General features: G+C 69.4%; 23 protein-coding genes. 17 read left to right on the top strand and 6 right to left on the bottom strand.

All coding sequences use genetic code 11. The annotated features are described in order from the left end of the window. Positions 1–138: 138 nt before the first annotated feature. From pulA to AB0269_RS08245, 7 genes are all read left to right on the top strand, one after another. Positions 139–6,339, top strand: coding sequence for a pullulanase-type alpha-1,6-glucosidase (pulA, locus tag AB0269_RS08275; RefSeq protein ID WP_366210733.1), 6,201 nt, complete (start codon positions 139–141; stop codon positions 6,337–6,339). 124 nt (positions 6,340–6,463) lie between these two features. Next, positions 6,464–7,966 carry a CoA-acylating methylmalonate-semialdehyde dehydrogenase gene (locus tag AB0269_RS08270; RefSeq protein ID WP_366210732.1) on the top strand — a complete coding sequence of 501 codons (1,503 nt, stop codon included), beginning with the start codon at positions 6,464–6,466 and terminating at the stop codon, positions 7,964–7,966. A gap of 18 nt (positions 7,967–7,984) precedes the next feature. Then, positions 7,985–9,193 carry an acyl-CoA dehydrogenase family protein gene (locus AB0269_RS08265; RefSeq protein ID WP_366210731.1) on the top strand — a complete coding sequence of 403 codons (1,209 nt, stop codon included), beginning with the start codon at positions 7,985–7,987 and terminating at the stop codon, positions 9,191–9,193. After that, positions 9,190–10,077 (top strand): 3-hydroxyisobutyrate dehydrogenase, encoded by an 888-nt coding sequence (gene mmsB / locus AB0269_RS08260; RefSeq protein WP_366210730.1) that lies wholly within the window; start codon positions 9,190–9,192, stop codon positions 10,075–10,077. Before AB0269_RS08265 ends, mmsB begins: the two co-directional genes overlap by 4 nt. 45 nt (positions 10,078–10,122) lie before the next feature. Then, the gene (locus tag AB0269_RS08255) at positions 10,123–10,899 is read left to right on the top strand and encodes an enoyl-CoA hydratase (protein ID WP_366210729.1); all 777 of its coding nucleotides are present in this window, start codon (positions 10,123–10,125) and stop codon (positions 10,897–10,899) included. Positions 10,900–10,967: 68 nt separating this feature from the next. Next, positions 10,968–11,237 (top strand): type II toxin-antitoxin system VapB family antitoxin, encoded by a 270-nt coding sequence (locus AB0269_RS08250; RefSeq protein ID WP_366210728.1) that lies wholly within the window; start codon positions 10,968–10,970, stop codon positions 11,235–11,237. Beyond that, on the top strand, positions 11,234–11,620 hold the full coding sequence (locus AB0269_RS08245) for a type II toxin-antitoxin system VapC family toxin (RefSeq protein WP_366210727.1): 387 nt from the start codon (positions 11,234–11,236) through the stop codon (positions 11,618–11,620). Before AB0269_RS08250 ends, AB0269_RS08245 begins: the two co-directional genes overlap by 4 nt. Positions 11,621–11,626: 6 nt before the next feature. Here AB0269_RS08245 and AB0269_RS08240 read toward each other — a convergent pair whose 3' ends face one another. Both AB0269_RS08240 and AB0269_RS08235 read right to left on the bottom strand, forming a co-directional pair. Continuing rightward, positions 11,627–12,070 (bottom strand): YdeI/OmpD-associated family protein, encoded by a 444-nt coding sequence (locus AB0269_RS08240; RefSeq protein ID WP_366210726.1) that lies wholly within the window; start codon positions 12,068–12,070, stop codon positions 11,627–11,629. Positions 12,071–12,234: 164 nt separating this feature from the next. Then, entirely contained in the window at positions 12,235–12,771 is a 537-nt protein-coding gene (locus AB0269_RS08235; RefSeq protein WP_366210725.1) for a MarR family transcriptional regulator, read from the bottom strand. Between the two features lie 127 nt (positions 12,772–12,898). Between AB0269_RS08235 and AB0269_RS08230 the strand changes: the two genes are divergently transcribed. The 3 genes from AB0269_RS08230 to AB0269_RS08220 are packed head-to-tail and all read left to right on the top strand — an operon-like array spanning position 12,899 to position 16,403. Further along, positions 12,899–13,675: an electron transfer flavoprotein subunit beta/FixA family protein gene (locus AB0269_RS08230; protein ID WP_366210724.1), complete on the top strand. Its 777-nt coding sequence runs from the start codon at positions 12,899–12,901 to the stop codon at positions 13,673–13,675. 2 nt (positions 13,676–13,677) lie between these two features. Next, the gene (locus tag AB0269_RS08225) at positions 13,678–14,649 is read left to right on the top strand and encodes an electron transfer flavoprotein subunit alpha/FixB family protein (RefSeq protein WP_366210723.1); all 972 of its coding nucleotides are present in this window, start codon (positions 13,678–13,680) and stop codon (positions 14,647–14,649) included. A 2-nt stretch (positions 14,650–14,651) separates the two neighbouring features. Beyond that, complete coding sequence (locus tag AB0269_RS08220; protein ID WP_366210722.1) at positions 14,652–16,403, top strand: cytochrome b/b6 domain-containing protein; 1,752 nt, start codon at positions 14,652–14,654, stop codon at positions 16,401–16,403. Positions 16,404–16,518: 115 nt separating this feature from the next. Here AB0269_RS08220 and AB0269_RS08215 read toward each other — a convergent pair whose 3' ends face one another. Beyond that, positions 16,519–17,028 carry a GNAT family N-acetyltransferase gene (locus AB0269_RS08215; protein WP_366210721.1) on the bottom strand — a complete coding sequence of 170 codons (510 nt, stop codon included), beginning with the start codon at positions 17,026–17,028 and terminating at the stop codon, positions 16,519–16,521. Between the two features lie 108 nt (positions 17,029–17,136). Here AB0269_RS08215 and AB0269_RS08210 point away from each other — a divergent pair, with 108 nt between their 5' ends. The 3 genes from AB0269_RS08210 to AB0269_RS08200 all read left to right on the top strand — a co-directional run bounded on the left by AB0269_RS08210 (position 17,137) and on the right by AB0269_RS08200 (position 19,634). Further along, positions 17,137–17,697 (top strand): acyl-CoA thioesterase, encoded by a 561-nt coding sequence (locus tag AB0269_RS08210; protein WP_366210720.1) that lies wholly within the window; start codon positions 17,137–17,139, stop codon positions 17,695–17,697. Positions 17,698–17,770: 73 nt separating this feature from the next. Next, positions 17,771–18,205, top strand: a complete 435-nt coding sequence (locus AB0269_RS08205) for a DUF4190 domain-containing protein (protein ID WP_366210719.1) — start codon at positions 17,771–17,773, stop codon at positions 18,203–18,205. Between the two features lie 25 nt (positions 18,206–18,230). Continuing rightward, a complete protein-coding gene (locus AB0269_RS08200) occupies positions 18,231–19,634 on the top strand; it encodes a hypothetical protein (protein ID WP_366210718.1) in 1,404 nt (467 codons plus the stop codon). On the opposite strand, the gene AB0269_RS08195 is transcribed toward AB0269_RS08200, so the two are convergent. The 3 genes from AB0269_RS08195 to AB0269_RS08185 are packed head-to-tail and all read right to left on the bottom strand — an operon-like array spanning position 19,589 to position 21,464. Next, a complete protein-coding gene (locus AB0269_RS08195; RefSeq protein WP_366210717.1) occupies positions 19,589–20,200 on the bottom strand; it encodes a hypothetical protein in 612 nt (203 codons plus the stop codon). The genes AB0269_RS08200 and AB0269_RS08195 overlap by 46 nt on opposite strands. Continuing rightward, positions 20,200–20,757, bottom strand: coding sequence for a hypothetical protein (locus tag AB0269_RS08190; protein ID WP_366210716.1), 558 nt, complete (start codon positions 20,755–20,757; stop codon positions 20,200–20,202). The genes AB0269_RS08195 and AB0269_RS08190 overlap by 1 nt, the downstream gene beginning before the upstream one ends. Beyond that, entirely contained in the window at positions 20,754–21,464 is a 711-nt protein-coding gene (locus AB0269_RS08185; protein WP_366210715.1) for a hypothetical protein, read from the bottom strand. Before AB0269_RS08185 ends, AB0269_RS08190 begins: the two co-directional genes overlap by 4 nt. 59 nt (positions 21,465–21,523) lie before the next feature. Between AB0269_RS08185 and AB0269_RS08180 the strand changes: the two genes are divergently transcribed. The 4 genes from AB0269_RS08180 (at position 21,524) to AB0269_RS08165 (ending at position 26,914) form a co-directional block, all read left to right on the top strand. Further along, complete coding sequence (locus AB0269_RS08180; RefSeq protein WP_366210714.1) at positions 21,524–25,162, top strand: bifunctional proline dehydrogenase/L-glutamate gamma-semialdehyde dehydrogenase; 3,639 nt, start codon at positions 21,524–21,526, stop codon at positions 25,160–25,162. Positions 25,163–25,247: 85 nt separating this feature from the next. After that, positions 25,248–25,682: a hypothetical protein gene (locus AB0269_RS08175; RefSeq protein ID WP_366210713.1), complete on the top strand. Its 435-nt coding sequence runs from the start codon at positions 25,248–25,250 to the stop codon at positions 25,680–25,682. Further along, positions 25,682–25,897 (top strand): helix-turn-helix transcriptional regulator, encoded by a 216-nt coding sequence (locus tag AB0269_RS08170; RefSeq protein WP_366210712.1) that lies wholly within the window; start codon positions 25,682–25,684, stop codon positions 25,895–25,897. Before AB0269_RS08175 ends, AB0269_RS08170 begins: the two co-directional genes overlap by 1 nt. A 3-nt stretch (positions 25,898–25,900) precedes the next feature. Further along, positions 25,901–26,914, top strand: a complete 1,014-nt coding sequence (locus AB0269_RS08165; protein WP_366210711.1) for an NAD(P)-dependent alcohol dehydrogenase — start codon at positions 25,901–25,903, stop codon at positions 26,912–26,914. The last annotated feature ends 61 nt before the right edge of the window (positions 26,915–26,975 follow it).

Below are 26,975 nucleotides of genomic sequence, written 5' to 3'. Positions count from 1 at the left end.
CGCCTGAACGGCGGGGAGCACCTGGGTCGTGCGCATTCAGCCATCTCTCTGAAAACGCTTGCACATCGGCGTCGGATGCTGGTACTTTCACTTCCACGCACGTCGTCGTGCCTGCCGCCGATCCCCCACGGAGCCCCAGTGTCGAAGCCGACCGCCGTACGCCCTGCCGCTTTCCTGACCGCGACAGCTCTTGCGGTCTCGGCGCTCGCCGCCCTCGCCCTCGCCCCGGCGCCGGCATCCGCCGCCGACCGCACGGTCGCGCTGGTCGGCGACCTGCAGTCCGAGCTCGGCTGCACCGCCGACTGGGCACCCGACTGCGCCGAGAGCGAGCTCGCCCCGACCGGGGCCGAGGGCATCTACTCCACCGAGTTCGAGGTGCCCGCAGGCACATACGAGTACAAGGTCGCGATCAACGACGCGTGGGATGAGGCATACGGCCTCGACGGCGGCGCCGACAACATCCCGCTCACGATCGCGGGGCCGGCGACGCTGCGCTTCACGTTCGACGACAACCTCAAGCGGGTCGGCGTGGAGGTCGTCGATCTGCGCGGCGCCTACACCGCCGACGACGAGGATCTGATCGCCGACCCGGTGCGTCAGGCCGGTGCGGGGGAGCAGTTCTACTTCGTCATGACCGACCGCTTCGCGAACGGCGACGCGTCGAACGACACCGGCGGGCTGACGGGCGACCGCCTCGTGACGGGGCTCGACCCGACCGACAAGGGCTTCTACCAGGGCGGTGACATCGCAGGTCTGCGCGACAACCTCGACTACATCGAGGGTCTGGGCACGACGGCGATCTGGCTCACCCCGAGCTTCGCGAACAAGCCCGTGCAGGGCGAGGGCGCGGACGCCTCAGCGGGCTACCACGGCTACTGGATCACCGACTTCACCCGCATCGACCCGCACCTCGGCACGAACGAGGAGCTCGAGGCGCTGATCGCCGAGGCGCACGACCGCGGCATCAAGGTCTACTTCGACATCATCACCAACCACACCGCCGACGTCATCGACTACGAAGAGGGCGAGTACGGCTACATCGACCAGGCGACGAGCCCCTACACGGACGCCGACGGCGAGGCGTTCGACCCGGCCGAGTACGCCGGCACCGACGGCTTCCCGACCCTCGACCGCGCGACGAGCTTCCCGTACACCCCGGTCGTCTCCGACGCCGAGGCCGACGTCAAGGTTCCCGCCTGGCTGAACGACCCCACGCTCTACCACAACCGCGGAAACTCCACGTGGTCGGGCGAGTCGGTCACCTACGGGGACTTCGACGGCCTCGACGACCTCATGACCGAGCATCCGACCGTCGTGAACGGCTTCGTGCAGGTGTACAACCAGTGGATCGACCTCGGCATCGACGGCTTCCGCATCGACACGGTCAAGCACGTGAACTTCGAGTTCTGGCAGAAGTGGACGACCGCCGTCCTCGACTACGCCCACGGCCAGGGCAAGGACGACTTCTTCATGTTCGGCGAGGTGTACGACGCCGATCCCGTCAAGCTCGCCCCCTACGTGCGCGACACCGACATGAACTCCGTGCTCGACTTCACCTTCCAGTCGTCGGCGGTGAGCTACGCCTCGGGCAACTCGGCCAAAGGCCTGCAGACGCTCTTCGCCGGAGACGACCGCTATACCACGCCGGATTCCTCGGCGACGGCGCTGCCGACCTTCCTCGGCAACCACGACATGGGTCGCGTGGGCTCATTCCTGCGGTCCACCGACGCGCCTCTCGAGCGCGACGAGCTCGCCCACGAGCTGATGTTCCTCACCCGCGGCCAGCCGGTCGTGTACTACGGCGACGAGCAGGGCTTCGCCGGCACGGGCGGCGACAAGGACGCCCGCCAGACGCTGTTCGCGACGCAGGTGGCCGAGTACGCGAACCAGCCGCTGGTGACCGGAGAGAACGCCGGCTCGGTCGATCGCTACGACACGGATGCCGCGCTGTACCGTCACATCGCCGAGCTCTCGGCGCTCCGCTCGGAGACCCCGGCGCTCAGCGACGGCGCCCAGATCGAGCGGTACGCGGCATCCGGCGCGGGCGTGTACGCGTTCTCGCGCGTCGACGCCGACGAGAAGGTCGAGTACCTCGTCGCGGTGAACAACGCCGCGACCGCGCAGACGGTCGACCTCACGACCCTCACGGCGGGAGCGTCGTACGCCGTGGTCTACGGCGACGGTTCGCCGATCACGACGGATGCCGGGGCCGCGACCTCCATCACGGTCCCGGCCCGCTCGGCGGTGGTCTGGAAGGCCGGCGCGACCGTCACGGCTCCCGAAGAGGCGGCCGCCCTGTCGGTGAGCGCACCGGCCGCGGGCGCCGGCATCTCGGGGCAGTCCGCCGTGCAGGCCGACATCGCCGACCAGTGGGCGCAGACGAGCTTCGCGTGGCGCGTCGTCGGTTCCGACGAGTGGCACGCGCTCGGCACGGCGGAGAACACCGAGCCCCGGGTCTTCCACGACGTCCGCGGGCTCGCGAAGGGCACGCTCGTCGAGTACCGCGCGATCACGACCGATGCCGCCGGCGATCACGCCGCCGCATCGACGTTCGCCTCGGTCGGCAACGCGGTCACGCTCGAGGTCGGCGAGGAGCCGGAGTCGCCGATCGACATGGTCACGGTGTCGGGCAGCCTGAACTCCGAGATGGGCTGCGCGGGCGACTGGGATCCCGCGTGCGAGAAGGCCAAGCTGACGCTGCGCGCCGACGGCGTGTGGGCCGGCACCTTCGACCTGCCCGCGGGCGACTACGAGTACAAGGCTGCCGTGAACGGCAGCTGGGCCGTCAACTACGGTGCGAACGGCGTGCTCGACGGCCCCAACATCGCGATCAGCCACGACGGCGGTCCGATCACGTTCTACTTCGACCCGCGCACGAACATCGTGCAGTCGACCGCCGAGGGCCCCGTCGTGACGCTCCCCGGCTCGCTCCAGGATGAGCTGGGCTGCTCCGGCGACTGGATGCCCGACTGCCTCGGCACGCTCATGGCCGACGGCGACCACGACGGCGTCTACGAGTTCAGCACCTCCGAGCTCCCGACGGGCGCGTACGAGCTCAAGGTCGCGCACGGCCTGAGCTGGGCCGAGAACTACGGCGTCGACGGCGTCCGCGACGGCGCGAACATCTCGTTCAGCGCGGCCGAGGGCAAGGTCACGACCTTCCGGTACACGCTCCAGACGCATGTCCTCGAGATCTCCAGCGACGACCCGCCGCTGCCGGGAGCAGGACAGCTGCGTGCGCAGTGGATCGACGAGACCACCATCGCGTGGCCGGCGACCCTCGGTACGATCGACCGCGCATCGTACGAGCTGTACTCGTCCGATGACGCGTCGGTCGCGGTCGTCGACGACGAGGTCGAGGGAGGCGACCCCATCGCCCTCTCGGTCGTGGATGGCGGACTCACGTCGGAGCAGCTCGAGCGCTTCTCTGCGCTCGAGGGCTACCTCGTGCTCCGCGTCGACGACGCGGATGCCGCGGAACGGCTGCGCACGCAGCTCGCCGTCGCCCAGCGCGACAAATCGGGCGCGCTGACGGCCGTCACTGGCGTTCAGATCGCCGGCGTCCTCGACGATCTCTACGCGGATGCGCTCGACGCGGCCGAACTCGGAGTCGACTTCTCCGGCAAGGCGCCCGCGTTCCGCGTCTGGGCTCCGACCGCGCAGCAGGCGACGCTAATCACGTGGGATGCCGGCTCCGACGACGAGCCGGTGCGTCACGACGCCGAGCGCGATGACGCGACCGGCGTGTGGGAGGTCGCGGGCGCTGCGGGGCTCGCGGGCGACGAGTACGCCTGGGAGGTCCGCGTCTACGCTCCCTCCACCGGTGCGATCGAGACGAACGTGGTCACCGACCCCTACTCGGTGGCACTCACGCTCAACTCGGAGCGCTCGGTCGCCGTCGATCTGGCCGACGAGGAGTGGCAGCCGAAGCAGTGGCGGACGACCGCGGCACCCGTCGTCGAGCGTCCGGTCGATCGAGCGATCTACGAGCTGCACATCCGTGACTTCTCGATCGGCGACGACAGCGTCCCCGAGACCGAGCGCGGCACGTACCTCGCGTTCACGCGCGACAGCGCCGGCACCGCGCAGCTGCGCGAGCTGGCCGACGCCGGCATCAACACGGTGCACCTGCTGCCATCGTTCGACATCGCCACGATCGAGGAGGACCGCGAGGCGCAGGCCGTGCCGGACTGCGATCTGGCGTCCTACGGTCCTGCCGACGACGCGCAGCAGGCGTGCATCCAGGCCGTCGCAGACGACGACGGCTTCAACTGGGGCTACGACCCGTACCACTTCTCGACTCCCGAGGGCTCGTACGCGGTCGACGCCGACGGCGGTGCACGCGTGAGCGAGTTCCGTTCGATGGTCGGTGCGCTGCACGGCATGGGCCTGCAGGTCGTGCTCGACCAGGTCTTCAACCACACGGCGGAGTCGGGTCAGGGCGAGCGCTCGGTGCTCGATCAGGTGGTGCCCGGGTACTACCACCGGCTGAACGCCGCCGGTTCGGTCGAGACGTCGACGTGCTGCCAGAACGTCGCCACCGAGCACCTGGCTGCGCAGAAGCTCATGGTCGACTCGATCGTGACCTGGGCGCGCGACTACAAGGTCGACGGGTTCCGCTTCGACCTGATGGGGCACCACTCGACCGCCAACATGCAGGCGATCCGCGATGCGCTCGACGAGCTGACCCTCAAGAAGGACGGTGTCGACGGCCGGGCGATCTACCTGTACGGCGAGGGCTGGAACTTCGGCGAGGTCGCCGACAACGCTCTGTTCGAGCAGGCCACGCAGGGGCAGCTCGGCGGTACGGGGATCGGCACGTTCAACGACCGGCTGCGCGATGCCGTGCACGGCGGCAGCCCGGTCGACGGCGCGTCGACGTTCCAGCAGGGCTTCGGCACGGGGCTGGGCACCGACCCCAACGGCAACGCGATCAACGGGACGACCGAGGAGGCTCTCGCCGATCTCGGGCACCAGACCGATCTTGTGAAGCTCGGGCTCGCGGGCAACCTGCGCGACTTCTCGTTCGTCACCAGCGACGGCGAGGTGACGGCCGGAGAGGACATCGACTATCGCGGTGCCCCGGCCGGCTACGCCGACGAGCCCGACGAGGTGATCAACTACGTCGACGCGCACGACAACGAGACGCTGTACGACCTGTCCGTGCTCAAGCTGCCCGTCGACACGTCGATGGAGGACCGCGTGCGCATGAACACGCTGTCGCTGGCGACCGTCGCGCTCTCGCAGTCGCCGTCGTTCTGGCACGCCGGAACCGAGCTGCTGCGTTCGAAGTCGCTCGATCGCAACAGCTACAACTCCGGCGACTGGTTCAACCGCATCGACTGGACGGGCCAGGAGTCGACATTCGGCTCCGGACTGCCGACGGCGGCAGACAACCAAGAGAAGTGGTCGATCATGGAGCCGCTCCTGTCGAACGCCGACCTCAAGCCCGGCGCGGCGGACATCGCCTCGGCCGAGGCGCAGGCGCTCGAACTGCTGAAGGTGCGTCAGGAGGTGTCTCTGCTGCGTCTGGGCTCGGCCGACCTGATCGAGCAGAAGGTCACCTTCCCGAACAGCGGCGCCGACGCCACCCCCGGCGTGATCGTGATGCAGATCGACGATCTCGTCGGCAAGGATGCCGATCCCGCACTCGACGGAGCTCTCGTCGTCTTCAACGCCTCGCCCGACGCGGTCACCGAGACCGTGGCCGGCCTCGCCGGTCGCGACTTCGAGCTGACCGCCGCTCAGGCGGACGGCGTGGATGAGGTCGTGGCCTCGACGACGTGGGAATCGGCGACGGGCACCGTGTCGGTGCCGGCGCGCTCCGTGGCCGTCCTGGTCGACGACCGGAAGACGCCGCCCACCGGCCCGGGCGATGGCGACGGCGACGGTGATGGCGACGGAAACGGTGATGGTGACGGCAGCGGCGACGGCGATGACTCCGACGCGTGGGGCACGCTCTCACTGTCGGCCGAGCGGGTCGAGCAGGGCGGCTCCTTCACGGCGACCGTGACCGGCCTCGAGCCCGGGCAGAAGATCACGGCGACGTTGCACAGCGACCCGCTGGAGATCTCCGGCATCCCCGCAGCCGACGCGTCAGGGCGCGTGAGCTTCGAGGTCGTGATCCCCGTCGACTTCGCGCTCGGCGAGCACACGCTCGTGATCGAATCGGGATCGCTGACGCCGCTCGAGGGCTCGATCACGGTCGTCCGCGCGGGCGAGCTCGCCACCACGGGGGCCCAGGCGCCATGGGGCTGGGCGCTCGGCGCCGTGCTGCTGCTCGTGGCGGGAGGAGTCCTGTACGCCACCCGCCGTCGCGGCGTGTTCGACGCCCACTGAAACGATCTGGTGCGCACCGGGTGACCAACTCAGAGCGCCGATATACAAGGACATCCTCGTAATTATCCGGGTGGCGGAGTAATCTGTTCATCACGCCAACGACGGCGTGAAGGGACAGTGCACAATGACTCGTACAATCCCGCATCTCGTAGGCGGATCGCTCATCACCCCGGAATCGGGTCGCTTCAGCGACGTCTTCGACCCGAGCACGGGAGCCGTCCAGGCGCGGGTGCCGCTGGCATCCTCCGACGAGGTCCGCCGTGTGATCGAGAACGCCGAGGCCGCGCAGCCGGAATGGGCCGCTACCAACGCGCAGAAGCGCGCTCGGGTCCTCATGCGCTTCGTCGATCTCGTGAACCGTGACATGGGCGAACTGGCCAAGCTTCTCTCCAGCGAGCACGGCAAGACCTTCGACGACGCCAAGGGCGACATCCAGCGCGGTCTCGAGGTCATCGAGGTCTGCATCGGTGCACCGCATCTGCTCAAGGGCGAATACTCCACGCAGGTGGGGACGGGCATCGACGTCTATTCGATGCGCCAGCCGCTCGGCGTCGTCGCCGGCATCACGCCATTCAACTTCCCCGCCATGATCCCGCTGTGGAAGGCAGGGCCCGCGCTCGCCGCCGGCAACGCCTTCATCCTCAAGCCCAGTGAGCGCGACCCATCGGTGCCGGTGCGCCTGGCCGAGCTGTTCCTCGAGGCGGGACTGCCCGAAGGCATCCTCAACGTCGTCCACGGCGACAAGGAGGCCGTCGACACACTGCTCACCGACGACCGCGTCAAGGCCGTCGGCTTCGTCGGATCCACACCCATCGCGCAGTACATCTACGAGACCGCCGCCGCACACGGCAAGCGCGCGCAGTGCTTCGGCGGTGCGAAGAACCACATGATCGTCATGCCCGACGCCGACCTCGACCAAGCCGTCGACGCGCTCATCGGATCCGGCTACGGCTCGGCGGGTGAGCGGTGCATGGCGATCTCGGTCGCCGTCCCGGTCGGCAAGGAGACCGCTGATGCGCTCGCCGCCAAGCTCACCGAGCGGGTCGCGCAGCTCACGGTGGGCCCGTCGCTCGCTGAAGGCGTCGACTACGGGCCGCTGGTCAGCCGCGCCGCGGTCGAGCGCGTCGAGGACTACATCCAGCAGGGCGTGGATGCCGGCGCCACCCTCCTCGCCGACGGTCGGGGCTTCTCCGTCGAAGGCCACGAGGAGGGCTTCTACCTCGGCCCGACCCTGTTCGACCACGTCACCACCGACATGTCGATCTACCGCGAGGAGATCTTCGGGCCCGTGCTCGTGATCGCCAGGGCGAACGACTACGAAGAGGCGCTCGCGATGGCATCCGATCACGAATTCGGCAACGGCGTCGCGATCTTCACCCGCGACGGCGATGCCGCCCGTGATTTCACCGCTCGCGTGAACGTCGGCATGGTCGGTGTCAACGTGCCGATCCCCGTGCCGATCGCCTACTTCACGTTCGGCGGCTGGAAGAAGTCCGGCTTCGGAGACCTCAACCAGCACGGCGCCGACGCCTTCCGCTTCTACACCAAGACCAAGACGGTGACGAGCCGCTGGCTGTCTCATGACACCCGTGACGGCGCCAGCTTCGTCATCCCGACCATGCACTGAGCCCCACAAGGATGCACCATGACGATGATCACCACCACGACCGCCGAGGAGCGCGAGGCCATCCTCGGCGCTGTGCGTGAATACGCCGAGACCGAACTCGCCCCGTTCTCGGGCGAGCGCGACGAGAAGCACCTGTTCCCGCGGGAGTCGTTGCACCGCGGCGGCGAGCTGGGCCTGGGCGGCATCTACGTCCGCGAGGAGAACGGCGGCACCGGGCTCTCCCGGGTCGACACCGTCGCGATCTTCGAGGAGCTCGCGAAAGGCGACCCCGCCGTCGCGTCGTACATCTCCATCCACAACATGGTCGCCTGGATCATCGACACCTACGGCGACGACGCCCAGCAGAGCCGCTGGCTGCCCGAGCTCACCGCCATGGACGGGTTCGGCAGTTATTGCCTGACCGAGCCCGGTGCCGGATCTGATGCCGCGGCGATCGCGACGAGCGCCGTACGCGACGGCGACGAGTTCGTGCTCACCGGCGTCAAGCAGTTCATCTCGGGCGCGGGGGAGGCGGCGGTCTACGTCGTCATGGCGCGCACCGGCGACGCCGGCAGCGGCGCTCGCGGCGTCAGCGCCTTCCTCGTTCCCGGCGACGCCGAGGGCCTGAGCTTCGGCGCGCTCGAGAAGAAGATGGGCTGGCACGCCCAGCCCACCCGTCAGGTGATCTTCGACGGCGTCCGTGTTCCGGCATCCGCGATGCTCGGCGACGAGGGAACCGGATTCGCGATCGCGATGTCGGCTCTCAACGGCGGCCGCCTCAACATCGCCGCCTGCTCGCTCGGCGGCGCGCAATGGGCGCTCGACCGCGCCGTGCAGTACGTGCACGAGCGGGTCGCGTTCGGTGAGCCGCTGGCCGAGAAGCAGTCGATCCTGTTCGCCGTCGCCGACATGCGCACCGAACTGCAGGCCGCGCGGCTGATGGTCAGGGACGGCGCACAGGCCGTGGACGAGAAGGCGCCGGATGCCACGATGCGCTGCGCCATGGCCAAGCGCTTCGCGACGGATGCCGGATTCGACGTCGCCAACCGTGCCCTTCAGCTGCACGGCGGGTACGGCTACCTTCAGGACTACGGGATCGAGAAGGTCGTCCGCGACCTGCGGGTCCACCAGATCCTGGAGGGCACGAACGAGATCATGCGGCTCATCGTGGGCCGCGAGATGCTTCGCCCTGCGGGTTCCGCGTCCATGCGCAGCGTCGCGAGCGAGCCGGTGAGGAGCGCATCATGACCCGCATCGCCTTCCTGGGGCTCGGCCACATGGGGCTGCCGATGGCCCGGAATCTGGTCAAGGCCGGTCACGACGTCGTCGCGTTCGACGTCATGGATGCTGCGCGCGCCGCGGCTGCCGATGCCGGCCTGGTCGTCGCTTCGTCTGGGCCGGATGCCGCGTCCGGCGCGGATGTCGTCGTCACGATGTTCCCGGCCGGCAGGCACGTGCTCGAGGCGTATCAGGGCGGGCTGCTCGAGGCGGTCGCGCCGGGGACGCTGTTCATCGAGTCGTCGACGATCGCCGTGGATGAGGCGCGCGCCGCGCACTCTCTCGCTGTGGAGGCCGGTCACCGAAACGTCGACGCCCCCGTGTCGGGCGGCGTGGTCGGTGCGGAGAACGGGACGCTGGCGTTCATGGTCGGCGCATCCGACGAGGACTTCGAGGTGGCGCGCCCGCTGCTCGAGGCGATGGGCAAGCGCATCGTGCACTGCGGCGGCCCGGGGCTCGGCCAGGCGGCCAAGGTGTGCAACAACATGATCCTCGCGGTGTCGCAGATCGTGGTGGGCGAGGCGTTCGTTCTCGGGGAGCGGCTGGGGCTCTCGCACGACGCTCTGTACGACGTCGCCGCGAACGCGTCGGGTCAGTGCTGGGCGCTGACGACGAACTGCCCGGTGCCGGGTCCGGTGCCGACGAGCCCGGCGAACCGCGACTATCAGCCGGGATTCGCGGGGGCACTGATGGCGAAGGACCTCGGCCTCGCGCTGCAGGCGATCGAGCAGACGTCGACCGACGCGAAGATGGGGCGGCTGGCGCAGGAGCTGTACGCGGCGTTCGCCGCAGGCGACGGCGCGGGCCGCGACTTCTCGGGCATCATCACCGACATCCGCGACGGGCGGGTCTGACCGGCATCCGGCAGACTGAACACGACCCCGATGGAGAGGAAGCCGATGACCGAGTACGAGACGATCCTTGTCGAGCAGCGTGGACGCGTGGGATGGATCACCCTGAACCGCCCGCAGGCGCTGAACGCTCTGAACGGACAGATCGCCGACGAGGTGACGGCCGCCGCCACGGCCTTCGACGGGGACGAGGGCGTCGGCGCGATCGTCGTCACCGGATCGGAGAAGGCGTTCGCCGCCGGGGCCGACATCAAGGAGATGGAGGGGATGTCGGCATCCGACATGCTCTCCACCGACCACTTCGGGGCGTGGGGCGACTTCGCGGCCGTGAAGACTCCTGTGATCGCCGCGGTCAGCGGATTCGCCCTCGGCGGCGGATGCGAGCTGGCGATGATGTGCGACATCATCCTCGCCGCCGACACCGCGAAGTTCGGCCAACCCGAGATCAACCTCGGTGTGATCCCCGGCATGGGGGGCACGCAGCGGCTCATTCGCGCCGTCGGGTACTACAAGGCGGCGGAGCTCATCCTGTCCGGACGGATGATGGGCGCCGAGGAGGCGGAGCGAGCCGGACTCGTCTCACGGGTGGTGCCGGCATCCGATCTGCTCGATGAGGCGACCGCGCTCGCCGAGACGATCGCGTCGAAGAGTCTGCCGTCGGTCTACGCGGCGAAGGCCGCGCTGGATGCCGCGATGGAGACGACCCTCGCCGACGGACTCGCGCACGAGAAGCAGACGTTCGCGGAGCTCTTCGACACCGCGGACCAGAAGGAGGGCATGTCCGCCTTCCGCGAGAAGCGGGCGCCGAACTTCACGAACCGGTGACGTTCGCACCGGCCGGTGACCCTCGTACCAGGGTAGAAGGTAGATTCTTGTAGAGGTACCATGGTTCCATGGGGCTCAACATCAAGAACGAGCGTGTGCATGAGCTGGCCCGCGAGGCCGCGCGGCTGACGGGCGGCTCGCAGACGAGCGCAATCGAGCAGGCGCTCGAGGCGCTGCTTCGCGAACGAGGGAGCGACCCGCGCGAGGCGGATCGTGCCGCGCGTGCTGAACGGATGCTGGCGATGGGTGCGCGCTTCCGACGCGAGGAGCGCACGCCAGCCCGAGGCATCGTGCGCGTAGAGGACCTGTACGACGAGCAGACGGGCCTTCCCCGATGATCGTCGACAGCTCCGCCCTGCTCGCGGTCATGCAGGGCGAACCGAAGGCAGCCGAATGCATCGACCGGCTCCTGGCGGAGGAATGCCGGATCTCTGCCGCGAACTGGGTCGAGGCCGGGATCGTCGTCGACAACCGGTCCATCGTCACGCAACGGGAGTTCGACGAGCTGATGTCGTTGGCCCAGATCTCTGTCGCGCCGGTGACAGCCGACCAGGCGCGAATCGCACGTGATGCGTACCGCCGGTACGGGCGAGAAAGTGGTCACGCCGCGCGACTCAACTACGGAGACTGCTTCGCATACGCGCTCGCCGTGAGTTCAGGGGAGTCGCTGTTGTTCGTCGGAGACGACTTCAGCGAGACCGACGTCCGGCCCGCGCTGTAACGGTGGTCACTCGCGCAGCGCGTCGAGCACCTTCTCCAAGCGGCGCTGACGGGTCTCGTCCTGCTTCGCCTCGGCGATCTGGCGCGCCATCTCCTTGCGCTTCGACGGTGCGAGGACGTCGAAAGCGGCTCGGGCGCCGGGATCGGCATCCAGCGCGTCGGCCAGCGCGGGCGGGACCTCGACGACGCGCTCCTCGGCATCCACCCGGATCGTCACGTCGATCGTGTCGCCGGGCGCGACGCCGACCTCGGCGCGCGCGGCCTTGCTGAACCCGATCATGTTCTCGCCGCCCATGCGCGCCAGGCGCAGGCGGATGCTGCGATCGCCGAAGTCCACGACGACGGGGAAGGCTTTGCCGGCGCCGAGTGACGCGACCTGCTCGTCGGTGAGGACGATCGCTGCGGCGGGACCGCGGGGCTCGAGGGTGGTGCTCAGATGCAGTTCACTCATGCGCGACAGGCTACGCCGACTCGACTTCCCTCGTGAGGTGGTCGTTGCGCTCCTCGATCAATCGCGATCGACACACGTCAGTGCGGAATACAGTCGTCGGTCAAAATCGGCGGTTCCGTGCCGACACCCGTGATCCGGACCGACATCTGTATGGGCGAGGCGGCTCAGAGCGGGTCGGGCGTCGGGCGGGGCGCGGTGAAGTCCCCGGCATCCCGGCGCATGCGTGCCACGATCGCGACGAGGTCCGCCGTGTCCTCGTCGCTGAGGCCCGGATTGGTGAAGACCTGGCTGTTCAGGGCAGCCGTGGCGCGCTCCACGAGGTTGCGACCGGAATCGGTCAGCGCGAGCATCGCGGCGCGGCCGTCGTGCGGATGCGGCTCGCGCACGACGAGCTCGTCGCGCACCAGACGCTCCGCCGTGCTCGTGACGGTCGTCGCATGCACCTGGAGGCGCGAGACGACGCTCGACAGCGGAAGGCGTCCCGCGCGGCTGAACGCCAGCAGGCGCAGCACTTCATACCGCGCGAACGACAGGCGGAACGGCTTGAGCGCGGCATCCACCCGAGCCAGCAGCAGCTGCTGCGCACGCATCACCGAGATGACGGCGGTCATGCCGTCGGCGGCATCCGTCCAGCCGTGCGCGAGCCACTGCCGCTTCGCCTCGGCGAGCGGATCGATCGGGAGCGGACGGGGACGGGCCATGGGTCTACGGTATCGGGTGCGCACAGCCTCCACTGAGAACCTCTTCTGAATCTGAGTATCATGGTTTATGACACTCGATTCCACACCCTTCCGCGGTTAGACTCGACTCAGTCGTGAGGAGCATTCGATGAAGATCTTCGTCCTGGTCAAAGAGGTGCCCGACACCTATGGTGACCGCAAGCTGAATCTGGAGACCGGTCTGGCCGATCGTGCGGCCGGGGATGTCGTTCTGGACGAGATCACCGAGCGTGCCCTCGAGGTCGCGCTGAGCTACGCCGACAAGAACGACGGCACCGAGGTCGTGGCGCTCGCGATGGCTCCGGAGTCTTCGACGGCATCCATCCGCCGTGCGCTCGCGATCGGTGCGGCGTCGGCGGTGCATGTCGTGGACGCAGAGCTCACCGGCGCGGATCTGGGTCTGACGGCTGAGGCGCTGGCCGCGGCGATCCGCCGCGCCGAGCCCGACCTCGTGATCACCGGCAACCTGTCGACGGACGGCTCGGGCGGCATGATCCCGGCGATGCTCGCCGAGCACCTGGGTTTCGCGCAGGCGACGGCGCTGAACGCGGTCGAGATCACCTCGGACGGCGTTTCCGGAACGCGCGCCGCGGATGACGGCAACCAGTCGGTCACTGTGCCGTTCCCGGCGGTGATCTCGATCACCGAGGCTCTGCCGGATGCGCGTTTCCCGAACTTCAAGGGCATCATGGCTGCGAAGAAGAAGCCCCTCGAGGTGCTGTCGCTGGACGACCTCGGCGTCTCCGCTGACCCTTCCGCCGCTCCCCGCACGATCATGACGACTGTTTCCGAGAAGCCCCCGCGTGCGGCGGGTGTGAAGATCACCGATGAGGGCGATGCCGGCGCGCAGCTGGTCGAGTTCCTCGTGCAGAACAGGCTGGTGTGAGCATGTCGTATCCCGCAGATTCGATCCTCGTCCTCGTCGATGTGACCCCCGCAGGCGAGGCTGCCTCGTCGACGGCGGCGCTGATCGGCGCCGCGTCCCAGATCGGCTCCCCGGTCGCGCTCGTTCCCGGTGGGGCGCAGAACGCGGTGGATGCCGCGGCCGCCGCCGGTGCATCCGTCGTGCTGACGGCATCCGTGGACACCGAGACGCTCACGGTTCCGCTGGTCGACGCCGTTCAGGCCGCGTACAAGCAGGTGCAGCCCGACGCCGTCCTGATCTCGAACTCGATCACCGGCCGCGATGTCGCCGGCCGCCTGGCCGTGCGAGAGAAGCTCGCCGTCTCGGTCGATGCGATCGGCGTCTCCCGTGACGACGAGGGCATCGTCGCGCACCACTCGGTGTACGGCGGCGCGTACCTCGTCGACTCGGCGCCGACGTTCGGCACCCCGGTGATCACGGTCCGTCAGGGCGCGGTGGACCACCGTGCGGAAGCTGTCGCGCAGCCTGCCGTCGAGGCGCTCGAGGTGGCGGCATCCGGTGCGGTCGCGGCGAAGGCCGGCGCGGTCGAGGTCGTCGAGGTCGAGTCGTCGCGTCCCGAGCTGCGCGGAGCGGCGAAGGTCGTCTCGGGCGGCCGCGGGCTGGGGTCGAAGGAGCAGTTCGTGCTCGTCGAGCAGCTCGCCGACGCCCTGGGCGCTGCGATCGGCGCATCGCGCGCGGCCGTGGACGCCGGATACATCCCCTACGCGCACCAGGTCGGTCAGACCGGTGTCTCGGTGTCGCCGCAGTTGTATGTCGCGGTCGGCATCTCGGGCGCGATCCAGCACCGTGCCGGCATGCAGACCGCGAAGACGATCGTCGCCATCAACAAAGACGGTGAGGCCCCGATCTTCGACATCGCCGACTTCGGCATCGTCGGCGACCTCTTCACCATCGTCCCGCAGGTCGTCGAGGCCCTCGAAGCGCGGAAGAAGTAACCATGGGCACGCGGATGCTCCGACGCGGTCTGCCGCGCGTCGCAGGCGGCGACCCCTGGCCCCCGGCCGGGGACGTCGAGGTGGGGGATACTGCGACTGCTGCGCCCGTGGCGGATGTTGCGACTGCTGCGCCGGCGACTAAGGCTCCGGTGGCGGATGCTCCGACGGAGGCTCCTGCGGCTGAAGACGGCTTCGACTCGCTGACGCTCGCTCAGCCGGCCCCTGAGCCTGTCGAAGGGTCGTCTGCGGCGACGGCGTCGCCTCCGCTCAACGACCCGCAGGAGAAGTCCGCGGGGGGAGCGGCCCTGCGACGCGGGCTCCCGCGCACGCCGGGCGGGGAGCCGTGGCCCCCTGCGGATGCCGCTCCTGTCGCCGCCGCGTCGACTGTTCCTGTGGCGAGTCCCTCCGCTCCCGCGAGCGATCCCGTGCGGGGCGTTGAGCGAGCCGAAGGCGAGACGAAACGGGTTGAGCGAGCGGAGCGAGTCGAAACCGCGTCCCCAGTTGCAGCATCCGGTGGCGCAGCCCTCCGCCGGGGCCTGCCGCGCACGCCCGGCGGCGAGCCTTGGCCACCTGCGGGCACTGCCGCCGTTGTCGTCGTGGATGGCTTCGACTCGCATTCGCTCGCTCAGCCGGTCCCTGACGCTTCGACAGGCTCAGCTGTCGAAGGGTCGTCTCCGGCTGCTGCGCAGCCTTCGCTCAACGACCCGGCAGATGCTCCGGCATCCACCGCTGTCGCGACGGTAGACGTCTCGACGCCCCTGCCGTTCCAGCAGACCGTGTTCCCGGGTGCGACCGCGTTCGAGCGCCCCGCGCCGAAGCCGGAGCCCGAGCGCATCGGACCGTTCACCAAGGCCCAGTGGGCCGGTGCCGTGATCGTCTGTGGGGCCGCGCTCCTGGGTGCCGCAGCGATGGCCGTGCTGCTCGTGCGCTGGCTGCTGAGCTTCGGCGCCCTGCAGGACTTCGTCGCGACCTTCCCCGGCGAGTACCACCTGCCCGAGGGCGCCCCGGTCGGGTTCCCCGGCTGGCTGGGCTGGCAGCACTTCCTCAACGTGTTCCTCATGGTGCTGATCATCCGGTCGGGTCTGCGCATCCGAACGGAGAAGCGTCCGACTGCGTTCTGGACCCCGAAGAACAACCCCAAGGGCAAGGTCAGCCTGACGATCTGGTTCCACCAGTCCCTCGACATCCTCTGGCTGCTCAACGGCATCGTGTTCGTGATCCTGCTGTTCGTGTCCGGGCAGTGGATGCGGGTGATCCCCACCAGCTGGGAGGTCATCCCCAACGCGATCTCGGCCGCATTGCAGTATGTGTCGCTGGACTGGCCCACCGAGAACGGCTGGGTCAACTACAACTCCCTGCAGCAGCTCGCCTACGGCACGACGATCTTCATCGCGGCGCCTCTGGCCGCCGTCACCGGATTCCGGATGAGCGGGATGTGGCCGAAGAACGCCGAGAAGCTCAGCAAGGCGTACCCGATCGAGTGGGCGCGCGCCGTGCACTTCCCGGTCATGCTCTACTTCGTCGTGTTCATCGCGATCCACGTGTTCCTCGTGTTCGCGACCGGTGCGCTGCGGAACCTCAACCACATGTACGCCGCGCAGGGCTCGGTCGACCCGAACGCCTACGCCGGCAACTGGACCGGGTTCTGGTTCTTCGTCGCATCCCTCGTCGTCATCGCCGCAGCATGGGTCGCCGCCAGGCCACTCGTGCTCGCACCGATCGCGAGGCTCTTCGGCAGCGTCAGCAGCCGCTGACCGCGCACAGACCTCGCGTTATCGACGAGACCCCGTCCTGCCGACGTCAGCAGGACGGGGTCTCGTCGCGAAGACGGGGTCTGTCGAGGTATCGAAGACGGGGTCTGTCGAGGTGTCAGGGACGGACGAAGCGGACTTCGGTCAGCGTCTCGCCGAGGAACGGCTCGGTGTGCGTCGCGCCGTCGAGGTGGAAGCCGTTGCGCTCGTAGAAGCGGTGCGCGCGGGGGTTGTCCTCGGCGACCCACAGGTACAGCGGAGCATCCTTCTCGACAGCCGCGTCGAACAGCTTCTGGCCGAGGCCGGTGGAGTGCCACTCGTGCAGCAGGTAGATGAAGTACAGCTCGCGGAACGCGGGAGCATCCTTGTCGCGGGCAGGACCCGAGCCGACGAAGCCGACGATCTCGCCGTCGACGAGTGCGGCGCGCATCGTGAAGTCGTCGCCCTGCGAGGCCCAGTGCGTCCAGAGTTCGGCCATGCGGCGGGGAGAGACCCGCTCGAGCGCAGCCTTGCTGATCAGGTGGTCGTAGGTCTCGTGCCAGCACTTCGCGTGCACGCGACCCAGGGCCTCCGCATCCACATCACGGACCGGACGGACAATGACTTCAGGCTGGGCTTCGGCGCTCATGCCGCGACTCTACGCGGGCCCGGCGAGAACGGGAAATCGGGGGAGTCGTCTGTGCGAACCCGACAAACGGATCGGCGCATCGTGCGGCGCTGGCTACGATCTGATCTCGTGAACGTGATCTGGCGAACCCTGCTCGTGATGTGGCGCGCGCGCCGCAGACTCCGCCGCGAAGGACGCATCGCGCCGTCGGAGATCAGCCGCATCCGCGTGACGACCCTCCCCACCGACCTCGACATCCTCCGGCACATGAACAACGGCCGCTACCTGTCGCTGTTCGATCTCGGTCGCTGGGATCTTCTCGTCCGCACGGGGATGCTGGACGTGATGAAGCGCAACGACTGGTATGCGGTCGTGTCGGCGGAGACGATCACGTTCCGCAAGTCGCTCGAGCTCTGGCAGCGGTTCGACGTCGAGTCCCGCATGATCGGTCACGACGACAAGGCGATCTACCTCGAGCATCGCGCGGTCGTCGACGGCGAGGTGTACGCGCGCGCGATCATCCGCAGCCGCATGCTCAAGCGCTCGGGCGGCACCCTCTCGCACGAAGAGCTGTTCGCCGCGGTCGGGCGCCCCGACGGCATTCCCGAGATCGACGAGTGGATGCACGAGTGGGCCGCCGCCACGGCGCTCCCGCCGACCCGTGCCGAGGCCCCCAGCGTCTGGAACTGACGCCGGGCACCTGGTGACCTGGCCGCCGACCCATTAGTGTCGAGCGCACAGGCAGGCGATGAGGGAGCACAGGATGTCTGACGAGCGGATGAACCCCGACCCCGAGAAGTACGGAACACCCGACTACCCCGACCCCATCGCCCCCGTCGCCTATCCGGGGGCCACCGGCCCCGCGAACATGGCAGGTGCGCCCGGCAGCATGTCCGAGCAGTACCCCGGCTACACCGGGCCGTCGCCGTACCCGCCCGCGCCGATCAACCAGGGCCCTGGCATCGGAGGCCTCGCGATCACCGCACTCGTGGTCGGCATCGTCGCCTTCGTCCTCGGCTGGGTGCCGATCCTGGGCCTGATCCTCGCCGTCGCGGGCATCGTGCTCGGTATCCTCGCCCTGCGCACGCCCCGCGGCAGGCTCTTCGGGATCATCGCGATCGTGCTGTCGGCGCTCGCCGCGCTCACCGGCATCCTGCTGCTCGTCGCGACCTTCCTCTGGCTCCCCTTCGCCTCGTGACGGCGATGACCGCATCCGCACCGCCGTGCTGACGATCCTCGCGACGACCGGTCGCGTGCTGTGGCGGCACTGGCCCGCTCTCGTCGCCTGGTATCTGGCAGGGATCCTCGTCCACTACGTGATCACCGAGATCGCCGGAACCATCGGCGCATCGTCGGCCACACTCGGCTTCCTCGTGCTGCCGCTCGCGATCCTCGCCCGGCTGGTCAGCCTCGTCGCGATGTTCCTCGTCCTCCGCGACGGGCTGCGCAACCTCCAGGAGATCGCCCCGCTCCCGGAGTCGGCCGCGGAGCGCCGCCGCACCTTCCTCACGGCCCTGCTCGCCGGCATCCTGCCGTTCTTCGCGGTCTACTGGGCGCAGGGCCTGCTCGGCGAGGACGTGCGCGCCTACTCCGCCCGCGCCCTCGCGGTCCGCAGCGATATCGTCGCGGTCGCGATCTTCGGTGGCGATGAGCCGGTGAGCGCCGCTGACACGGTGCTCAATCTGCCGCTGAACGTGTGGACGATCACGATCATCGTCGTGGCGTTCGCCGGCCGGTGGGCGTGGTCGAAGTGGTCGGACAAGATCGCCCGTTGGCTCTCGCCGGTGGCCGTCTACTTCGAAGTCGTCTGGGTGTTCTTCTCGGTCATGGTGATCGGCGACATCGTCGACGCCGTCAAGGCATGGGTCGACAGCCGTGCTGCGATGGTGTTCCTCGAGTCGGTGCGCGAGCAGGTGCTGGATGCCGTCGCACCGCTGCGCTGGCTCTGGGATGCCGTCGGGTGGGTGATCACCGAGGCGGGCCCGGTGCTGCTCGCCCCGCTCGCCTGGCTGACCATCGCCGGTGTCGTCTTCGGTCAGGCGATCGTGGCCGAGAAGCTGCGCGTCGAGAGCGATCTGATCTCGCGCTTCCGCCAGCACACCAAGTCGATCCCGAACCCTCTCGTGCGCCGGCTGCGCGACCTCGGCGACGAGCTCGGCGCCAGGTTCCGGCCGATCGGGCGGGCCCTGCTCCTCATGTGGCGCGCCGGCCCCCAGCTCGTCGCCTCCTACGCGCTGGTCTACGTGGCGGTGAAGGCCCTGGAGTCGTTCCTGGCCTTCGGGGTCACCCGCCTCATCGGTCCGCAGGACTTCGTCTTCTGGGGCGTCGCGATGCCGCTTGTCTCCCTGGCACCGATGCTGCTCATCGAGCCGCTGCGCCTCAGCGTCATCAGCGGCGCCTACGATGCGACGCTCGGGCGCCTCAGGCGCAAGCAGAGCGAGCGCACCGAGTCCGACACGGCGACGACGCCGGCCGAGGCCGAGATGCGGGCCGTCGCCGACGCGGCAGGGCTCCTGCCCTCCTCCGTGGATGCTGTCGCCGCAGCCGTCGTCTCCGCTCCGCCGCGGGACACGATCAGCGGTCAGGGCTCGAATGAGAACCTGAGGAACTCGCCGCCGGAGTCGTAGAGGAACACATCGACCCAGAACGGGCCCTCCGCGTCGTCCGGCACGACGAAGGGCACGATCATCTCGTACTCGCCGCTCTCCGCACTCAGGCATCTCTCCGGTTCGTCGGAACTCGACAGCAGCCCGATCTCCAGCCGCACCGGTCGCCACTCACGACCGGTCGACTGCTCGACGAGCTTCGGGGTCTCGCAGGCGATGCCCTCCGTGCTCGCGTCGACGGGGACGGCGACGCCGAGCAGTCTCGTGCCCTCCGGCACGTCGAGCCCGGAGAGGTCCTGCACCTCGCCGCCGCGCAACGGGCCCCAGGTCGCGCCGAGGCGCTCGACCGACTCGTCATCGGGCACCATGACGGCGGTGACCGCGCGAGCGCCGAACCCGAAGTACTGGTACCACTCCTGGTATCCGACCGTCGCCGCCGTGGCGGGCAGCAGGATGACGAGCGCCACCAGGGCGACGAGGTTGCTCCGCCACCACGACCGCTTCGGCGCCGGCTGCACGCCCTCGCCGTCGGCGGGCGTCTCGTTCTCGGTCGAGGGCTGCGCCGAGGGCAGCGGAGGGATCGTCATCAGTCCGCCCACCCGGATTCCACCAGCGTCGCCTCGGCCTCGATCGGAAGGTCGCCGAGGTCGATCGGGACCTCGATCACGCCGTCCGCGATGACGTCGCCGCCGGCGGTGCCCACGGCAAGGCTCAGCGTGGCCTGACCGCCCATCACATCATCGGCGAGCTCGAACGCGAGGCTCCCGGTGCGCGGGACCCCGGTGACCAGGCGCTGGTCGGCGAAGGTGCTGCCTCGATCGGTCGCGCTGAAGGTGCGCTCGCCGACGGTGAGGCGGGCGAACGACAGGAGCCCGGATTCCTGCGTCAGCACGGTCGCGGCATCCAGATCGATCACGAGCCAGGTGCCCTGCGCCGACCATCCGGCGGCATCCGTCACACGGTTCGCCAGGCGCACGTCGTGCACGGTGACGGCGAGATTGCGCGTCGTCGCCTGCTCGCCGACCCGGGCCGTCGTCACGAACGGCGAGGTCGGGGCGTCGTCGTCGAGCGTGGCCTTCGAGACCAGCCATGCGCCCGCCAGGAGCGCGGCGGTGAGCGACCAGACGAGGATGTGCTTCTTCACGGGGTGCTCACCTCTTCGACGGTCGCCGTCACACGCGCCCCGACGTGCACGTCATCCCAGTAGTCGCCGCGGAACAGGCTCTCGCCGACGCGGTGCGTCGAGTCCGGCAGCGTCAGCACGATCTCGTCTCTGTCGTGGAAATCACCCGGCCCGACCAGCCAGGCCAGCAGCAGACGTGCCGGGACGTCGGGCTGCAGGACCGGCGAGCCCGTGCCGTCGTCGGCCCGCGAGATCGCCGGAGCCTCGTCGAGGCCCTGAATGCGGATGCCGGTGATCACCGGCGACGATTCGGACTGATCCGTGGAGTTGCGCGGTGATGAGAAGGTGTTGACGACGTCGACCGTGACGATGAGGACGCGTTCGCCGGCTTCCTCGTCGGGGAACACCAGCGCCTGGCCCCGTTCGTCGCTGAGCTCGACTCCGATCACGGTCATCTCGAAGTCCGATCCGGCGAACGTCTCGCCGACCGAGAGCTCTGGGGTCGGTGGGGCGGCGACGGCCTCGAGGCCGCCGAACATCGCCGTCGCCGCCAGGAGGACGGCCCCGGCGCCGGTGATCAACCATCCGGTCGGGATGAGGTCGATGCTGCGCCGTGCCCACCCGAGCACCTTGGCCCTGGCATCCGCTTCCGCAGAGGGCGACGCAGCATCCGCTCCGGCAGAGGGCGCGGCCTGGCCGTCGCCTGTCGCCTTCGGTCCCCCCGCCACGGCAAACAGCATAGAGTGTCCGCCCGCCCCGCGCCCGGCAACGGATTTAGGCTGATCTCATGTCCGAGTCGCCCGACCAGAAGGCAGCCTCCCTCGCCGATCGTGCCGTGCAGCTCGCGCAGCGCTGGATCATCGAGGCATCAGAGGCGGAGGTCGACCCGTCGGCGGCCCGGCTCGCCGACGTGCTGCAGGACGAGAACGGCCTGCCCTTCACCCTCGGGTTCGTCGACGGCGTGATGCGCCCGGAGAGCCTGTCCGCCGCGGCCGCGCAACTGCAGCGGATCGCGCCGATCGTGCCGGAGTTCCTGCCCTGGTATCTGCGCGGCGCCGTCCGCGTCGGCGGCGGCATCGCGCCGGCCCTGCCCGCGCCCGTGGTACCGATCGCGCGACGGGTGCTGCGCGAGATGGTCGGCCATCTCGTGGTGGATGCGCGCCCCGCCAAGCTCGAGGCGACGATCGCGAAGCTGCGCGAGAGCGGCGCCCGGCTGAACCTGAACCTGCTCGGCGAGGCCGTGCTCGGTGAGGATGAGGCCAAGCGCCGGCTCGACGGCATCCACGACCTCATCCGCCGCGACGACGTGGACTACGTGTCGGTCAAGGTCTCGTCCGTCATGAGTCATCTGTCGATGTGGGCGTTCGACGAGGTCGTCGAACGCGTCGCCGATCGTCTCGCCCCGTTGTACGCCACCGCGGCCGAGACCGGCACCTTCATCAACCTCGACATGGAGGAGTACCGCGACCTCGACCTCACGATCGCGGTGTTCACCCGCATCCTCGAGGACCCGGGGCTCCGAGGGCTGGAGGCCGGCATCGTCCTTCAGGCGTACCTGCCCGACGCGCTCGCTGCCATGCGGGAATTGACCGCCTGGGCGAAGGATCGCGTCATGCACGGCGGCGCGCCGATCAAGGTGCGGCTGGTCAAGGGCGCGAATCTGCCGATGGAGCGAGTGGATGCCAGAATGCACGGCTGGCCGCTCGCCACCTACGACACCAAGCTCGACACCGACGCGAACTACCTGCGCGTCCTCGACGAGGCGCTGCGCCCGGAGAACACGGCGGCCGTGCGCGTGGGCATCGCCGGACACAACCTCTTCGGCATCGCGTACGCCTGGCTGCTCGCGGGCGAGCGGGATGTCCGCGACGCGATCGAGTTCGAGATGCTGCTCGGCATGGCGCAGGGGCAGGTGCAGGCCGTGTCGCGCGAGGTCGGGCACGTACTGCTGTACGTGCCGGTCGTCAGTCCTGCCGAGTTCGACGTCGCCATCAGCTATCTCGTGCGCCGCCTCGAGGAGAGTGCGGAGCACGACAACTTCCTGTCCGCCGCCTTCCACCTGCACGACGACGAGAGCCTGTTCGCCCGCGAGCGCGACCGGTTCCTCGCGGCGCTCGAGCGCTCGCGCGACAGGACGCTGCGCATCGTGCCGCTGCGCACCCAGAACCGGCAGACACCCGTGCACGAGTCGCTGCGACCCGCCGCACCCGCCCCGGCGGCGGAGGAAGATCTCACCAAGGCGGTGCTCGGCATCGCCCGCGGTTCGGGTGGCGGCGATGCGTTCGTCGAGACGGCCGTGTACTCGCCGCGCGAGGTGGACGCCGAACCCGCCGGCGCACCGGGATTCCACAACACCTCCGACAGCGACCCGGCACTGCCCGCCAACCGCGATTGGGCCCGCGAGATCCGATCGCGCATCCAGGACTCGACCGCCGGAGACGCCACCCTCCGCGCAGCCCTCGTCGACGATGCCGGGCTTCTCGAGGAGCGGATCCGCAGGGTGCACGATGCGGCACCCGCATGGGGTGCGCGCCCGGCCGCCGAGCGCGCCGAGACGCTGCTGCGCGCGGCGGCGGCGCTGGAGGCGCGGCGCGCGGAACTCATCGAGGTCGCCGCATCCGAGACGGGCAAGGTGCTCGCCGAGGCCGACATCGAGGTCAGCGAGGCGGTCGACTTCGCCCGGTACTACGCCGCCAAGGCCCGCGAGCTGGATGCCGTCGCCGGCGCAGCCTTCGAACCGGCGCGGATCACGGTCGTCACCCCGCCCTGGAACTTCCCGCTCGCGATCCCGGCGGGCGGCGCGCTGGCCGCGCTCGCCGCGGGCTCGGGCGTCGTCTTCAAACCCGCGCCGCAGGCGCGCCGATGCGCCGCGGTGATCGCCGAAGCGCTGTGGGAGGCCGGCATCCCGCGCGACGTTCTCGCGCTCGTCGACATCGAGGAGGGGGAGCTCGGCCGCCAGCTGATCTCCCACGAGCTCGTCGACCGCGTCATCCTCACCGGTTCCTGGGACACCGCAGCCCTCTTCCGCTCCTGGCGGCCGGACCTGCCGCTGCTGGCCGAGACGAGTGGCAAGAACGCGATCGTCATCGCGCCGTCGGCGGACCTCGATCTCGCGGTCGCCGACCTCGTGGGGAGCGCCTTCGGGCACGCAGGGCAGAAGTGCTCGGCGGCGTCGCTCGTCATCCTCGTCGGCCCGGTCGGGCGATCCAAGCGCTTCGCGCGGCAGCTGGTGGATGCCGTCCGTTCGCTGCACGTCGGCTGGCCGGCGGATGCCCTGAGCGAGATGGGCCCGGTGATCGAGAAGCCGCAGGGCAAGCTCGCCTGGGCGCTCACGGAACTCGAGGGCGACGAGCAGTGGCTGATCGAGCCGTCGCCCGTACCCGGGGATGAGACGGGGCGGATGTGGCGCCCCGGGGTCCGCGTCGGAGTCCAGCCGGGATCGCGGTTCCACAAGGAGGAGTTCTTCGGCCCCGTGCTCGGCATCATGCACGCGCCGAACCTCGAGCGCGCCGTCGAGATGCAGAACGCCGTCGACTACGGGCTGACGGCGGGGCTGCACACGCAGGATCCGCAGGACCTCGCGACGTGGCTCGACCGCGTGCAGGCCGGCAACCTGTATGTCAACCGGGGCATCACCGGGGCCATCGTGCAGCGTCAGCCCTTCGGCGGCTGGAAGCGCTCGTCGGTCGGACCGGGTGCGAAGGCCGGCGGACCGAACTATCTCATCGGGCTCGGCCGGTGGCGTGCGAGCAGCGGGGGAGCGGCATCCAGCACCCTGCATCTGCGCGGGCTCGACTCGCGCATCACCGACCTCATCGAAGCGGCTCAGCCGTCGCTGGACTACGAGAGCTTCGAATGGCTGCGCCGCGGCGCCCTGTCGGATGCGATCGCGTGGGACCGCGAGTTCGGGCGGGTGCGCGACGTGTCGCAGCTCGGCGTCGAGCGGAACCTGTTCCGCTACCGTCCCGTGCCGGTGATGATCCGTGCCACGGGCGATGCTGGCTGGCACGAACTGCTGCGCGTGGTCGTGGCCGGCATCCGCACCGGGTCGACGTTCTTCCTATCGGCGCCGGTCGGCCTGCCCGCAGAGGTGCGCCGGGCGCTGTCGGAGCTCCGGGTCGCGGTGGCGGTTGAGAGCGATGAGGAGTGGATCGCCCGGATGTCCGCGCCGCGGGACGAGCTGCTCGATGCGGATGCTCCGCCGCGGGCCTCGCGCGTGCGCCTGGTCGGATCGCGGGATGCGGTCGCAGAACTGCACCGCGCGCTGGCGGCGGCGGTGGGCGGCGACCCCGATCTCGCGGTGTACGACGGCGAGGTGACGTCGGCAGGGCGGATCGAACTGCTGCCGTTCGTGCACGAGCAGGCCATCGCCATCACGGCGCATCGCTTCGGCAACCCGGACGACTGGAGCGCCGACATCATCTGACGCGTCAATGTAAAAGATTCTTGACATGACTGCCGTGGCGGCGGTACGGTCATCGTGTCAAGAATCTTTTACATCGGAGGTCGTCATGGTCTACGCAGAACGCAACGTCTGGTCGACGCTCGTCGCGACTGTCGTCATGGTCCCGATCTACATCCTCGTGACGCTCCAGCAGGCGGGAGGCGGTCCGCTCACGGCGGTCGACTGGGTCCCGAACATGCTGTGGGCGATCGGGCTCAGCATCGCCGGGACGATCGTCCTCAGCATCCTCTGGGGGATCGTCGCCGGCCTCCGCGACCCGAAAGGGGCGACGGCATCCGACGTCCGCGATCGCGACATCGACCGGATGGGCGGCCGCGTCGAGCACTCGCTGCTCGTGATCGCCGGGCTCGGGGTCATCGTGCTGTGCGCCGTCGGCGCGCACCTCTTCTGGATCGCCAACGCGATGTTCCTCGGCTTCGCCGTCTCGGCGTTCGTCGGCGGCGTCGCCCGCGTCATCGCCTACCGCCGCGGGCTCGTGTGATGGTCAAGCCCACGCTCGTCACCAACAGCATCCGCTCGCGCCGCGAGGAGGCCGGCATCACGCAGGCCGACCTCGCCGGCCGCATCGGCGTCACCCGGCAGACGCTGATCGCCATCGAGCAGGGCAAGTACTCGCCCACGCTCGAACTCGCCTTCCAGATCGCCCGCGCGTTCGAGGTCGGCATCGATGACCTCTTCCAGTACCCGGAGGACTGACGTATGAACACGACCCTTCGACGGGCTCAGGGACCGGCCACCATGCCCGCGTGGCTGAACGGTCAGTACGGCCCGGCGAGCGGCACCAGGCAGGAGACCGTCGCCACCCCGCAGCCCGGCAAGGGAGAGGTGCTGGTGCGGGTGCGGGCCACGGCGCTCAATGCCGCCGACGTGCATCTCATGCAGGGCGACCCGCTGCTCATGCGGCTCACGTTCGGGATCCGCCGGCCGAAGCAGCCGATCCGCGGCAATGACGTCGCCGGAGCGATCGTCGGCGTCGGCGAGGGGGTAGACGCGGGCCGCATCGGCGAGGAGGTCGTCGTGGAGCTCGACGGCGGCGGCGGGCTCGCCCCGTTCGCTGTCGCGCGCGTCGACCGCGTCGTCGCTCGCCCTGCGGAGGTGGCGCCCGAGATCGCCGCGACCCTGCCGATCTCCGGCGGCACGGCCGTGCAGGCGCTCGATGTCGCCGGTGTGGAGCCCGGGCAGCGCGTGCTGGTACTCGGGGCGTCCGGCGGAGTGGGAACGTTCGTCGTGCAGCTCGCTGCGCTCCGGGGAGCAGAGGTGTGGGCCACGTGTGGCGAGCCCAACCGGAAGCTCGTCGAATCCCTCGGCGCGACCCGCACGTTCGACTATCGCAGCACCGATGTGTCGAGCATCCCGGCATCCTTCGACGCGATCATCGACATCGCAGGCAATCTGCCGCTGCGTCGTCTGCGCAGACTCGTGACCCCGACCGGAACCGTCGCGATGGTCGGCGGGGAGGGCGGGCGCGTGCTCGGCCCCATCCCGCGGATGCTGCGGGCGATGTTCCTCTCGATCGGCTCGCGCCGGAGCATTCGCATGGTCATGGCCGTGGCGAAGCGCGAGGTCAACGAGCAGCTCGTCGCGCTGGTCGCCGACGGCCGCATCGCCCCGGTCATCGAGCAGACCCTGCCCTGGGATGCCGCGGTTTCGGGCCTGGAGCGCCTCGAGTCCGGTCGCACCGTGGGCAAGGTCGTGGTGCTCGCGCAGGAGTGAACCCCGACGTGCCGGTGGCGATCAGGGCGTGCCGGATGTCAAAATAGATCCGGCGTGCCCT

Source organism: Microbacterium sp. NPDC077644, assembly GCF_040702785.1.
GTDB lineage: Bacteria > Actinomycetota > Actinomycetes > Actinomycetales > Microbacteriaceae > Microbacterium.
Note: the sequence above shows the minus strand (reverse complement) of the source record. Positions and strands in the feature narration are given on the sequence as shown.